Raw genomic sequence first — 12,385 nt, 5'->3', positions numbered from 1 at the left:
GAGTAGCGGGCGTGAACGGCGACGCGCGCTACTCGATCGGCGACCTGGCCCGGCGCACCGGGCTGACGGTCAAGACCATCCGCTTCTACTCCGACCGGGGGATCGTGACGCCGGCCGGCCGCAGTCCGGCCGGCTACCGCCGCTACGGCGACGCGGCCCTGGCCCGGCTGGAACTCGTACGGACCCTGCGCGAGCTGGGACTCGACCTGGCCACGATCCGGCGGGTCGTGGACCGGGAGCTGTCCCTGCCCGAGGTCGCGGCGGCCCATGCCGCGGCCCTGGAGACGCAGATCCGCACCTTGCGGCTGCGGCGCGCGGTGCTGACGGCCGTGGCCCGGCGCGGGTCCACCCCGGAGGAGACGGAGCTCATGCACGAACTGGCCGGGCTGTCCGCTGCGGAACGCGGACGGCTCATCGACGACTTCCTCGACGCCGTCCTCGGCGGACCCGGTGACCTCGCGGACGCGCCCGCGATCGAGGGCCTGCGCCGCTCCCTCACCCCGGCGCTGCCCGAGGACCCCGGGCCGGACCAGGTCCAGGCGTGGGTGGAGCTCGCCGAACTGTCACAGGACCCAGGTTTCCGGGCCACGATGCGCCGGATGGCCGGGGAGCACGCGGCCGACCGTGCCCGCGCCGGGACCACGTCGCCGCGCCGCGACGTCGTCGCGTCGGTCGGCGAGCGGGTCGTCCCCGCCCTGGCCGCGGGCGTCGACCCCGCCTCCGACCGGGCGCGTACCGTCGTCGCGGCCGTCGCCGCGGAGTACGCGGACCTCCTCGGCGCCGCGGACGGCGCCGAGCTCCGGCGACGACTGCTGACCCGTCTGCGGACCGCGTCCGACCCGCGCCGGGAGCGGTACGCCCGGCTGCTCGCGGTGGTCAACGGCTGGCCCGTCCTGGAGAGCCGCGGGCCCGCCCTCGACTGGGCCGTCCGCGCCCTGGAGGCCGCCGCCGCGTGACCGGACGGCTCGCCGGGCCCAGCGCGTCGGTGCGCCGGGCCCACGTCCCGTCAGGTAGCGGGGGTGGATCACCGGCAGTAACTTGGGCCGCGGGTTCGCCCCACACCGCCGGCCGTGCCGCGAAGCCGCCGGGGACGGGCCTCGGCCTTTCGGAGGGCGCGATGAGGGTATGCCGATGACTCCCCCCTCAGGGCTGTCACGTTTCCGGCCGGCCGTGGTCATCGTCCTGCTCCTGGCGGTGGGGGCGGGGCTGTTCGCCGGTTCGTACAGCTTCGCCATGGCGCATCCGACACCGCATCACATCCCGATCGGCGTCGTGGACGACTCCCCCCAGCTGCAGAAGTTCGTGGCGGGCATGGACTCGGGCCTGAGCACCGAACTGGTGCAGCGGCGCTTCGCCACGCGGGCGGCCGCCGTCGACGCCGTCGACCGGCAGCATGTGTTCGCCGTGGCGCAGACCAAGGCCGGGGGCGGCACCGTCTCGTTCGACCTGGTGCCGGCCGCGGGGGCCTCGGTGGCGCGTGTGCTGGCGGCGGCGGCCCCGCTGGCGGCCGCGCAGGCCGGGGTGCGGCTGAGCCTCGGCGACCTCAGACCGCTGCAGCCCGGCGACCCGCAGGGGCTCGCGATCTTCTACATCACGCTCGCCGCGGTCATCGTGGGCTTCCTCGGCGCGGTGCAGCTGACCGTGCACGCGTCGGAGCTCAGACCGCTGGAGCGCTTCCTGACGATCGTCGCGTACTCCGCGCTCGGAAGCCTGTCCATCGTCGCGGTGGTGGACTGGGGGCTGCACGTGCTGCGGCTGCCCTTCCTCCAGTCCTGGGCGATCCTGACCCTCACGATGGTGACCTCGGGGCTGGTGTTCACGGCGTTCTACATGCTGTTCGGCAAATGGGCCATCCTGCCGACGTGGTTGCTCATGGTGCTGCTCGGCAACCCGTCCTCGGGCGGGGCGGTGTCCTGGCTGCTCCTGCCCGAGCCGCTGGGGGCCGTCGGCCGCTGGCTGCCGCCCGGGGCCTCGGTCAACGCCCAGCACAACGCGATCTACTTCGCCGAGAACCAGTACGCCTTCCCGTACCTGGTGCTCTTCGGCTGGGCGGCGGCGGCCGCCGCGGTGGCGTGGACCTGGCGGCGGCGCCGGTACCCGCACATGTGACCCCGTACGGTCGTGCCGGACGGCGTCACACCCGTACGGCGGCCCCGCCGTCCGGCAGCGGCGCGCACGTTCCCGGCCTGCGGCGGACGGCCGCTCAGCGGCGGTGCCGCTGCGCGGTCACGATGTCCCGCGTCGCACGCTCGGCGGATCCGCTGAGCCGCTGGACGCGGGCGGCGAACACCGGGAACTGCCCGGCCACCGCGCTGAGCAGGCGCAGCTCGGGCGGGGCCACGTTCACCTCGCCGAGGTTGCGTTCGACGGCCCGGACGACCCCCGCCGTGACCTGCCGGGGCGTCACGGTACGTGCCCCGGCAGGTGCCTTGGCACCCGTGTCGGCGAACATGCCGGCATCCCGGACGAATCCGGGCTGGACCAGGGACACCCCGACACCGGTGCCGTGCAGGTCCTCGCGGAAGCCGTGGGCGAAGCCGCGGAGGCCGAACTTGGTCGCGCTGTACAGGGAAGTGGACCGCGAGGCGGCCTTGCCGGACAGCGAGCCGATGAGGACGACGTGGCCCCGCCCGGCCTCGACCATGGCCGGCGCCAGCAGCCGCGCCAGCAGGACCGGTGCCCGCAGGTTCACCATCAGGGCGCGGTCGAGCTGGTCGGGGGAGTAGTCCAGCAGCTCGCCGCTGCTCGGCAGGGCGGCGTTGGCCACGAGGACGTCGACGCCGGCGCACTCGGCGGCCAGCCGCTCCACGTCGGCGCGGTCCGCGAGGTCGGCGGGGACGGCCCTCGCGTCCAGGCTCTTGGCCAGGGGTTCGAGGACCTCGGCGCGGCGCCCGCTGAGGGTCAACCGCGCGCCCCTGGCGGCGAGTTCGCGCGCCATGTCCTGGCCGAGCCCACCCGTGGCACCGGTGAGCAGAACAGTTGCACCGGCGATGCGCATCCGTCTAACCTCCCGTCTCGTTCGTTCGAACGAACAATAGAGAGAGGGGGCGGCCGTGTCCACTGCCCGTACCGAGGGCCTCGCGGCGCAGGCCCGGGCGCTGCGCGAAGGCGATGTCACCGCGGCGGAGCTGGTGCGCGTGACGCTCGGCCGCATCGACGCCACCCAGCCGACCGTCAACGCCTTCCGCCGTGTGCGCGCCGAGGCCGCCCTGGCGGAGGCCGAGGAGGCCGACCGGCGGCTGGAGCGGGGCGAGCGGCTGCCGCTGTTGGGCGTCCCCGTCGCGATCAAGGACGACACGGACCTGGCGGGCGAACCGACCGCGTTCGGTTGCGCCGGGGCCTTCCCGGCCAAGTCCGAGGACGGCGAGGCGGTACGGCGGCTGCGTGCGGCCGGCGCGATCGTCGTCGGCAAGACCAACACCTGTGAGCTGGGGCAGTGGCCGTTCACCGAGGGCCCCGCCTTTGGTGCCACCCGCAACCCGTGGGACCTCGGGCACACGCCCGGGGGTTCCTCCGGCGGCGCGGCGGCGGCGGTGGCCGCCGGGGTGGTGGCCGGGGCGCTGGGCTCGGACGGGGCGGGTTCGGTCCGCATCCCCGCGGCGTGGACGCGTCTGGTGGGCATCAAGCCGCAGCGTGGCCGGGTCTCCACCTGGCCCGACGCCGAGTCCTTCCACGGCCTGACCGTCAACGGCCCGCTCGCCCGCACCGTTGGCGACGCGGCGCTGCTGCTGGACGCCGCCGCCGGACAGCACCCGGGCGACCTCCACCGGCCCCCGGGCATCGCCGCCGTCGAGGCGGCCGGTCGCGAGCCGGGCCGGCTGCGGATCGCGGTGTCCTGGCGGCCCCCGTTCGTCGCCGCCCGTGCCCCGCTCCACCCGTCCGTGCGCCGCGCGCTCGGGGACCTGGCCGACGCCCTCGCCCGGCTGGGCCACGACGTGGAGGAGGCCGAGCCGCGCTACGGCCTGATCGGACTGAGCTTCCTGCCCCGCGCGTTCGCCGGCATCAGCCAGTGGAGCGACCGCGTCCCGGACCGTACGCTCCTCGACCCCCGCACCCTGACCGCCTCCCGGAACGGGCGTCTGCTCGCCGGGGCCGCCCTGCGCCGCGCCCGCCGCGCGGAGGGCGGCCAGCACCGCCGGATCGGGGAGATCTTCTCCCGCTTCGACGTGCTCCTCACCCCCGCCACCGCCACCCCGCCCCCGGCCGTGGGCGCCATGACGGAGCTGTCCGGGCGGCGCACCGACCGGGCGGTGATCGCGGCCTGCCCGTACGCCTGGCCCTGGAACGTGCTCGGCTGGCCCGGCATCAGCGTCCCGGCGGGCTTCGGCGACGGCCTGCCGGTGGGCGCCCAGCTCCTCGGGCCGGCCCACAGCGAGCCCCTGCTGATCTCGCTCGCCGCGCAGCTGGAGAGCGATCAGCGCTGGTACGAGCAGTGCGCCCCTGCCGCGGTGACACAATGACAGGCATGCCCAACCCCGCCGGCACCCGCCAGAACATCATCAGCGCCGTCCTGCGGATCATCGGTCAGGACGGTGTCGCCGCGGTCACCAATCGGCGCATCGCCCAGGAGGCCGGGGTGTCCCTCGGCTCGGTGACCTACCACTTCGCCACGCAGCACGACCTGCTGCGGGAGAGCCTGCTGCACTTCGTGGAGGAGGAGACCGGCCGCTTCACCGAACTGGCCGCCCGGGGGCAGGAGGAGGGCATCGACCTCAAGGGCGCCGCCGCGCTGGTCGGGCAGGTCGCCGAGGGGACGGGCTTCGACAGCACCCACCTCGCGCCCTTCGAGCTGTACGTCCAGGCCGGCCGCGACCCCGCGCTGCGGGAGGCCGCGGCCGAGTGCTTCGCCGCCTACGACCGGCTCGCCGCGTCCGTGCTGACCGCCCTCGGCGTGCCGGACGCCGAGGAGGCCGCCTCGACGGTCGTGGCCCTGGTGTTCGGGATGCAGCTGCGCCGCCTGGCCACCGGCAGCTCGGCCGAGAGCCTGGTCGACGCGCTGCTCCTGCTGGCACGGGGCGCCTCGGGCGCCCGCTGAGCCGGGCCCGCCGGGCTACGCGCGCGCCTGCCCGGCCGCCTCGGCCGCGAGCTTCGTGACCTCGTCGGCGGCCCGCTTGGCGCGTCCGGAGACCTTCCAGGCGACCATGCGCAGCGCCACGCCCGGCGACGGGGGGAAGATGCCGAGCTGGCCCAGCATCGTGACGTCGTCGCGCAGCGCCTCGTGCCGGACGACCTTGCCGCCGCGGAGGTCGAGCAGGTGCACCTGCTCGAAGTCGACCTCGCGCCCCGTGGGAGGGATCGCCTGGTCGAGGACGCCGTCCCGGAAGCGCACGAACGGACCGGTGTGCCGTCCCTGCATGCGCAGCCGGATCCAGACCTGATCGTCGTTGCGGGCGATGCCCAGCACCGGGAAGCGCAGCTCGCTGAAGGCCGAGCGGAGCCATGCGCCAGAGGCCAGCGTCCCCGCCGGGCCGGGTATCGAACAGGCCGCGGGCGAGACGGCCGCCTCCCGGTTGTGGTTGTCGGCGCCCACGACCTCGGCGGCCAGCGCCGCGTCGCCCGTCTCCAGGATCCGGAAGAGCCCTTCGGCCAGGTCCTTGGCGTCCATCGCCATCGTTCCCACCTTTCGCCCGCCCGTCCCGCGGGCCGGTCTCACCGGATGCGCGAGCCGCGCATCCGATATTGAGGTTATAGAGGACCGATTGGATAGGTCAAAGCGGCACCGATAGTAGGATGACGTCATGGTCACCAAGCGCGCTTACGTCTCCCCGCTCCGTGAACAGGCCGCGGCGCGGACGCGTGCGGTGATCCTCGAACAGGCGGAGCAGCTCTTCGCCGAACGCGGCTACGGGCGGGTGACCGTCGCGGACATCGCGGCGGCGGCCGGGGTCGCGTCGAAGACGGTCTTCGCGAGCGTCGGCAGCAAATCGGACATCCTGGACCGGATCGTCGACAAGGCCGTCGTGGGGTCCGGTTACGAGGGGGCGGTCGCGCGCATCCTGGCCGTACGGACGCCCGAGGGTGTCCTGCGGGCGCTCGCCGGCGGCACCCGGGCGGGCAACGAGAGCCAGTTCAAGGCGCACGAGGCGATTCAGAAGGCGTTGCCCGTGCACGAGAACGGCGAGGCGTTGTGGGAAAGGGCGACGGCGGACTACCGGGAGGCGCTGCGCGCGGTCGCCCGGCATTTCCTGGCGGTGAGCGGATCCGCCGCGCGCTACTCGCCGGAGGAGACCGCCGACCTGCTCTGGTTCTGGTTCGGCCCGACCGGCTGGCGCACGCTCGTGGTGGAGAACGGCTGGTCGTGGGACCGGGCCGAGGAGGTCCTATACCGCACGGCGATGGACGCCCTCGTGTGAAACCGCGGCTCCCCGATCGTGGAGGAATGCGGGGGAAAGGGCATGATGATGCGTCACAAACCCGGGCCGGGTGTCACTCGTTAAGGCGATCCGTGGATTGACGGGCGTTCACCGGGGAATGCGTTCTGGCGAAAGGGAGTGATTCTTCATGGATTTGAAGATTCGCAGGCTCGTTTTCGGTGCGGGAATGCTGGGAGTCGTGCTGGGCACCGTGGTCGGGGTGTTCTCGACGGGCACGGTCTACAGCGTCGTCGTCGGCGCGTTGCTGTGCGCGACGGCCGGTGTCGTCGCGGTCCTCTACTGGGGCGAGCACGGAGGCGCCCGGCGCCGCCGTGCCCGGTGGGCCCAGCGGCCGGAGCAGATCCCGCACCCGCGGCGGTTCGGGCGGCTCGACGGTCCCGACGCCTTCCGCTACTGACCCGACGGGGCGCGGCGCCCGGGACCGGAACCGGGACGCGGGAGCGCCGGCTTCCCGGGCGCCCCCATACAACGCCCGAAGCGGGGAAGGCGGGCATCCGACGCCACAGCGGAGGTGCCCATGTCGCCCGTGTCCCACCGTGTCCACGACCGCCGCCACCCGTCCGACGCCCCTGCCCGCCGCAGGCGAACGTCCCTGCCGTGCGAGGAGGATCTGCGATGATCGCCGCATTGGTGCTCGGGCTGCCGGTGTTCCTGCTCGGGCTGATGCTCGTCCTGTCCGCAGTGGAGGACCGGATCGTGGGTCCTCCCCCCACCCAGCCGTCGGCAGGCCCCAACGCGCCTGGCACGCAAGCGCCGTAGGGCGACCGCCCACCACGGCCCCCGGCGGTCCGGCGGCGGAGGAGGCACCTTGCCCGAAGCCGACGCGACCACCGATACCGGCGCAGCCACCGAAGCCGGGCCAGGCGGCCTCATCGTCTTCCTCAACGGGACGTCCAGTTCCGGGAAGTCGAGCATCGCCAGGGAACTGCTGCTCACCCTGGACGGCACCTACTTCCACATGCCGGTGGACGCGTTCCACGCCATGCGGTCCCGTCGCGAGGTGGGCCCGGAGGAATTGCCGGGCGTACTGCGGCGCACCTGGCGGGGATTCCACCGCGCGGTCGCCGGCATGGCCGCCGGGGGCAACAACGTGGTGGTCGACCACGTCCTCAGCGAGCCCTGGCGCCTGCGGGACTGCCTCGGGCTGTTCCCCCTGAGGGACGTCGTCCTGGTGGGGGTGCACTGCTCGCCCGGGGAACTCCGGCGGCGCGAGCGCGAGCGCGGGGACCGCCCCGAAGGCCTGGCGGCCCGTCAGTCCGGACTCGTCCACGCCCACGGCCTCTACGACGTCGAGTGCGACACGACCGAGACCTCCGCGGCGGAGTGTGCCCGCCGCATCCGTGACTTCCTGCCCCGCAGGCCGTTCCCGACCGCGTTCGAGCGACTGGCGGCCGTCACCCGGTGAGTTCCTGGGTGCCGAGCACGGTGAGCAGCGCCAGGCGGTCGGCGTCCTCGGTGCCGGGTTCTGCGGTGTAGACCATGATGCGCAGGTCGCTGCCCGTCACGGTGAGCACGTCGCAGTCGAGGGTCAGCGGGCCCACGCGCGGGTGGTCGAGCGTCTTTCGGGCCGCCTCGTGCCGGCCGACCGCGCCGGCGTCCCACAGCCCGGCGAACCGCTCGCTGTTCGCGCGGAGGTCCGCGACGAGCCGGCGCACCTGCGGGTCGGCCGGGTAGCGGTCGGCGGCCGCGCGGAGGTCGGCGACGAGTGCCGACTCGAAGGCGGCCAGGTACTCCGGGGTGCGCCGGATCCGCTCGCCCCCGCCGACGAAGTGGTTCCAGACCCCGTTGCGCTGGTTGCCTCGCCACCCGGACGGATCTCCCATGAGCGCCGCGTACGGGGGATTGGCCACCAGCAGCGTCCAGGACGCGTCGTAGACGGCGACCGGGGTGCCGGTCAGCCGGTCGAGCAGACGCTGGACGCTGGGCGTGATGTAGGCGGGGACGGTGTCCGGCCCGGGGGGCGCCAGGCCGGCCAGCTGGAACAGGTGCCCGCGCTCGTCCGGGGACAGCCGCAGCGCCCTGGCCAGGGCTTCCACGACCTGCGCCGACGGATGGGAGGCCCGGCCCTGTTCGAGCCGGGTGACGTAGTCGACGGAGATCCCCGCCAGCTGCGCCAGTTCCTCCCGGCGCAGTCCCGGGGCACGCCGGTGCCCGCCGACCGGCAGCCCGGCGGCCTCGGGGGCCACCCGCTCCCGCCACCTCCGCACCGCTCTGCCGAATTCCGTCGCCGCCATGTCCCCAGTGTGCTGCGCGGGCCGCGTGGCTGCCTGGTACCCGCAGTCCCAGGAAGTCCGGCGAGGGTGGCACGGGGCCGGTCCGGGGCGACCGCCGACATTTGACTCAGTCCAAACTGAGATTTACGTTGGGAGGCACGAGGGGACGGAGTCCGGGTCCGCTGGGACGTGCGTCATCCCGGGAGCCGTCCTCTCGCACCGGCGGTGCGGCCGGCGCCGACAGTTGGCCCCGGCGCCCGGACGCGCCGCCGGACTCAGGCGGTGGCCATGCGCGACAGACGGTGCAGGCTGTCGTCCAAGGCCTGGTCCACGACGTCCTCCGGCGGCGCGATGCTCTCGTCGAAGAACGACAGGTGGATGGTCACCTCGCTGGTCCGCTCGTCGGTCCGGTCCACCTGCAGCCAGCCCGCGTAGCGGTCGTCCTCGCTGGTACCCCACTCCAGCCGTTTGTGCGCGCGGTCGGCCCGGAAGAGCGCGGCCGCGTCCCGTCCGGTGTCGTCGTCGTGCACGGTGACGGCGGGCGGTTCGGCGGCGCGGACGTGCAGCTCGTCGGGGAGCCAGGACTCGATGCGGCCGAGGTCTTGCGCCCGGTCGAAGACGCGGTCCGCGGAGGCCGTCATGTTCATGGAGCGCTCGAACTCGCTCACGGCGATCCCACCTCCTCAGGGGGAGACTCCAAGTGTCCCTTCGCCGCGCGGAGGCAGCCACCGGGCCCCCTTCCGCCCTTCCGGAGGGGTGGGCGCCCGGCAGCGCCCACAATGGACTCCACCGGCGTCCGGAACGCCGGTCACCGCCGCCGTCAGACCCTGGAGCGCAGCCGATGCCCGGCAAGATCACGCTGTCCACCTGGCCCACGCCCGTCGAGCCCATGCCGCGCCTGGCCACCGCCCTCGGCCTGGGCGCGGACGACCTGTGGATCAAGCGGGACGACCTCACCGGGCTGGGCGGCGGCGGCAATAAGGTCCGCAAGCTGGAGTGGACGGTCGGCGAGGCACTCGACGCGGGCGCGGACACCCTGGTGACGGTCGGCGCGGCGCAGAGCAACCACGCCCGCCTCACCGCCGCGGCCGGCGCGCGCCTCGGGCTCGACGTCGTCCTCGTCTTCCCCGGCGAGGAACCCGAAGCCGGGTCCGGCACCGGCAACCTCGTCCTGGACGGCCTCTTCGGTGCCAGGGTCGTCTGGGCCGGCGACGCCGAGCCCGCCGGTCTCGCGGGCGTCGCCGAGGAGGTGTGCGGACAACTGCGCCGCGAGGGCGCGCTGCCCCACCTCATCCCCTTCGGCGGTTCCAGCCCGAGCGGTGCCCGCGGCTACGTCGAGGCCGGTGAGGAGCTCCACGCCCAACTGCCCGACGTCGCCCATGTGGTGGTGGCCCTCGGCTCCGGCGGCACCATGGCCGGTCTCGTCGCCGCACTGGGTGAGGAACGGGTCCTGGGCGTCCACTGCGGCGCCGTGACCGGACCCGCCGCCATCGTGGCGGACCTGGTGGGGGCGGTCGCCCACCGTGCCGTCGCCCCGGACTCGCTGCGCATTCGCACCGACCAGGTCGGCGCCGGCTACGCGACGCTCCACGAACCGGTCCTGGAGGCGATGCGTACGGCGGCGGCCACCGAGGGCATCGCCCTGGACCCCACCTACACCGGCCGAGCCATGGCCGGTCTGGCCGCGGCGGTACGCGACGGCGACATCCGCCGCGGCCGGCGCACCGTCTTCCTGCACACCGGCGGCCTGCCCGGGCTGTTCGGGCACGCCGAGGCCGTACGCCGCTCGGTCGCCGCACTGCGGGCGTACGAACGGGGCTGACGGGCCCGGACGTTCACGCCCCGTCGCGCAGGACGGCGTCGACGAAGCGGCCGCGCGGCTCCGGGTTGCCGGTGAACCACAGGGCGAGGCGGTGCTCCGCGTCCGGGTAGGTGAGCCGGGTGAAGCGCGCGCGGGAGCCCCCGAGCGCGGTGGCGACGGCCTCGGTGACGGCGGGCGGGATCACCGCGTCGGCGGCCGGGGTCGCCAGGACCGCCCGGCCGGAGAGGGAGCGGAAGACGTCGAGGGCGGGCGAGTTCCGCCAGCTCTCCGGCGTCCGGATGATCTCGGTGAAGCCCGCCCCGAAGGGCACGGTCCACGCGTCGGGCGCGTACACGGCAGGGGCGCACAGGCCGACGGACGCCACCCGTGCGCCGTAGTGCCGCGCCAGGTCGGCGACGGTCTGCCCGCTCATGCTGAAGCCGATCACGGCCAGGCGGTGCCGGGCCGGGACATGTCCGTCGATGACGGCCCGGGCCTGGAGGAACCGCCGCCTCAGGCTGGAGTCCGCGAGCAGGCCGGTGCTGTCGCCGTGCCCCGAGAAGTCGAAGGCGAGGGCGTGGTGACCACGGGCGGCGACGTCGCCCAGCAGGCCGGTGAGCCGCTGCCTGTCGCTGGTTCCCGCGCCGTGCAGGACAACGGCCGTCAGCGCCCCGGCCGCTCCCGTGTCGTCCGTGACCGGGCGCGCCGCCGTGCAACCGAGGGTCTCCCCGTCGCAGTCCACGGTGAACGACTCGATCGTGGCGGGCTTCCCGCCGGTGCGTTCGGTGCCGGTCATGCCGTCGAGACCTCCTGGTGCGCCGGTGCGGTGCGCGCGGGCGGCCGCAGAATGCCGGCCGCCGCGGCCGCGACGGCACAGCATGCCACGGGCAGCAGGAAGGTGATGTTGAGCGGCATCAGACGGGTCAGCGGCCCGATGACCGCCGGGCCGGCGAGCATGCCGAGGTAGCCGAGCCCGGCGACGCGGGAGACGTTGGCGCCGGCGGCGGCGGGGTCGGCGTGGCCCGCCGCGCTGAACAACTGGGGCACGCAGCCGGACAGTCCGGCGCCGAACACGGCCCAGCCGGCCACCGCCAGGGGCACCCAGGGGGAGAGGGCCGCCGTGAGGAGCCCGGCCGCGGCCACCGTGGCGCCGCCCCGCAGGACGGCCAGGGGACCGAGCCGCGTCGCCACGCGGTCCACGACGAACCGGCCGGCCGTCATGGCGGTGGAGAAGGCCCCGTAGGCGAGGGCGGCGGTGGCGGCCGGCGCGTCCAGCACGGTGCTCAGGTGGAGCGTGCTCCAGTCGTTGGCCACCCCTTCGCACATCATGATCATCAACGCGAGTACGGCGAGTGCCCAGATGCGCCGTGGCGTCCGCCGGTGGGCCTGAGCCTTCGCATCTCCCGTATCGGGGGCGCGGGTTGCGGGCCGCAGCAGGGCGGGTGCCGCCGCGACCGCGACGACGACGCCCAGCGCCGCGACGACCCCGAGCGTCCACGCCGGGCTCCAGCCGCTGCTGAGCGTCCGCGCGCCCGCGAGCGCGGCCAGGACGCCGCCGATGGAGAAGGTGGCGTGGAAGGCCGACATGACGGGCCGTCCGTAGCCGTGCTCGACCTGGACGGCGTGGGCGTTCATGCTGACGTCCAGGCTGCCGTTGCCGATGCCGAGCAGCAGGAGGGCGGCCCCCAGGGTCCAGGCGTCGCCGGCCAGGCCCGGCAGGACGACGGTGGCGCTGCACAGCGCCGCGCTGACGGGCACGACCGTACGGGCACCGAGGCGGTCGGTGAGCGGGCCGACGATCTGCATGCCCGCGAAGGCCCCCGCGCCGAGCAGCAGCAGGAGCCAGCCGAGCGTGGCATGGCCGATCCCCGTGCGGTGCTCGATCTCCGGGATGTGCACGATCCACATTCCCAGCACGAAGCCGTTCAGCACGAAGTAGGCGAAGGTGGCCATCCGGGCGGCCCGAGGTGCTGTGTTCACACTTCGAACATAGCGAA

At 74.4% G+C, this 12,385-nt stretch carries 15 protein-coding genes; 9 read left to right on the top strand and 6 right to left on the bottom strand.

The window, feature by feature from the left end:
* The first annotated feature begins 11 nt into the window (after positions 1–11).
* Complete coding sequence (locus PV350_RS01535; protein ID WP_500332563.1) at positions 12–956, top strand: MerR family transcriptional regulator; 945 nt, start codon at positions 12–14, stop codon at positions 954–956.
* A gap of 175 nt (positions 957–1,131) precedes the next feature.
* A complete protein-coding gene (locus PV350_RS01530) occupies positions 1,132–2,109 on the top strand; it encodes an ABC transporter permease (protein ID WP_500332562.1) in 978 nt (325 codons plus the stop codon).
* A 94-nt stretch (positions 2,110–2,203) separates the two neighbouring features.
* Here the strand turns inward: PV350_RS01530 and PV350_RS01525 are convergent, their stop codons facing one another.
* On the bottom strand, positions 2,204–2,998 hold the full coding sequence (locus PV350_RS01525; RefSeq protein WP_500332561.1) for an SDR family NAD(P)-dependent oxidoreductase: 795 nt from the start codon (positions 2,996–2,998) through the stop codon (positions 2,204–2,206).
* Positions 2,999–3,053: 55 nt separating this feature from the next.
* Between PV350_RS01525 and PV350_RS01520 the strand changes: the two genes are divergently transcribed.
* Both PV350_RS01520 and PV350_RS01515 read left to right on the top strand, forming a co-directional pair.
* The gene (locus PV350_RS01520) at positions 3,054–4,460 is read left to right on the top strand and encodes an amidase (protein ID WP_500332560.1); all 1,407 of its coding nucleotides are present in this window, start codon (positions 3,054–3,056) and stop codon (positions 4,458–4,460) included.
* 5 nt (positions 4,461–4,465) lie between these two features.
* A complete protein-coding gene (locus PV350_RS01515; RefSeq protein WP_499515898.1) occupies positions 4,466–5,035 on the top strand; it encodes a TetR/AcrR family transcriptional regulator in 570 nt (189 codons plus the stop codon).
* Between the two features lie 15 nt (positions 5,036–5,050).
* Here PV350_RS01515 and PV350_RS01510 read toward each other — a convergent pair whose 3' ends face one another.
* On the bottom strand, positions 5,051–5,611 hold the full coding sequence (locus PV350_RS01510; RefSeq protein WP_499515899.1) for an ester cyclase: 561 nt from the start codon (positions 5,609–5,611) through the stop codon (positions 5,051–5,053).
* Between the two features lie 127 nt (positions 5,612–5,738).
* On the opposite strand from PV350_RS01510, the gene PV350_RS01505 reads away from it, so the two are divergent.
* From PV350_RS01505 to PV350_RS01490, 4 genes are all read left to right on the top strand, one after another.
* Complete coding sequence (locus tag PV350_RS01505; protein ID WP_499515900.1) at positions 5,739–6,353, top strand: TetR/AcrR family transcriptional regulator; 615 nt, start codon at positions 5,739–5,741, stop codon at positions 6,351–6,353.
* Positions 6,354–6,501: 148 nt separating this feature from the next.
* Complete coding sequence (locus PV350_RS01500) at positions 6,502–6,771, top strand: hypothetical protein (RefSeq protein ID WP_499515901.1); 270 nt, start codon at positions 6,502–6,504, stop codon at positions 6,769–6,771.
* Positions 6,772–6,989: 218 nt separating this feature from the next.
* Positions 6,990–7,133 carry a hypothetical protein gene (locus tag PV350_RS01495; RefSeq protein ID WP_499515902.1) on the top strand — a complete coding sequence of 48 codons (144 nt, stop codon included), beginning with the start codon at positions 6,990–6,992 and terminating at the stop codon, positions 7,131–7,133.
* 49 nt (positions 7,134–7,182) lie between these two features.
* Positions 7,183–7,779, top strand: a complete 597-nt coding sequence (locus PV350_RS01490) for a chloramphenicol phosphotransferase CPT family protein (RefSeq protein WP_500332559.1) — start codon at positions 7,183–7,185, stop codon at positions 7,777–7,779.
* Here PV350_RS01490 and PV350_RS01485 read toward each other — a convergent pair.
* Complete coding sequence (locus PV350_RS01485) at positions 7,769–8,608, bottom strand: helix-turn-helix transcriptional regulator (RefSeq protein WP_499515904.1); 840 nt, start codon at positions 8,606–8,608, stop codon at positions 7,769–7,771. The genes PV350_RS01490 and PV350_RS01485 overlap by 11 nt on opposite strands.
* Positions 8,609–8,862: 254 nt before the next feature.
* On the bottom strand, positions 8,863–9,255 hold the full coding sequence (locus PV350_RS01480) for an SRPBCC family protein (RefSeq protein ID WP_499515905.1): 393 nt from the start codon (positions 9,253–9,255) through the stop codon (positions 8,863–8,865).
* A gap of 173 nt (positions 9,256–9,428) precedes the next feature.
* Here PV350_RS01480 and PV350_RS01475 point away from each other — a divergent pair, with 173 nt between their 5' ends.
* Positions 9,429–10,409, top strand: a complete 981-nt coding sequence (locus tag PV350_RS01475) for a D-cysteine desulfhydrase family protein (protein WP_499515906.1) — start codon at positions 9,429–9,431, stop codon at positions 10,407–10,409.
* Between the two features lie 13 nt (positions 10,410–10,422).
* Here PV350_RS01475 and PV350_RS01470 read toward each other — a convergent pair whose 3' ends face one another.
* Together PV350_RS01470 and PV350_RS01465 are read right to left on the bottom strand one after the other, a co-directional pair.
* Entirely contained in the window at positions 10,423–11,184 is a 762-nt protein-coding gene (locus tag PV350_RS01470) for an alpha/beta hydrolase (RefSeq protein ID WP_499515907.1), read from the bottom strand.
* Positions 11,181–12,341: an MFS transporter gene (locus PV350_RS01465; protein WP_500332577.1), complete on the bottom strand. Its 1,161-nt coding sequence runs from the start codon at positions 12,339–12,341 to the stop codon at positions 11,181–11,183. The genes PV350_RS01470 and PV350_RS01465 overlap by 4 nt, the downstream gene beginning before the upstream one ends.
* Positions 12,342–12,385: the final 44 nt, after the last annotated feature.

It is taken from the genome of Streptomyces sp. PA03-6a (genome assembly GCF_033792765.1).
Taxonomy (GTDB): Bacteria; Actinomycetota; Actinomycetes; order Streptomycetales; family Streptomycetaceae; genus Actinacidiphila.
The sequence above is the reverse complement of the archived record's forward strand: the minus strand, read 5'-3'. Positions and strand labels throughout refer to the sequence as shown.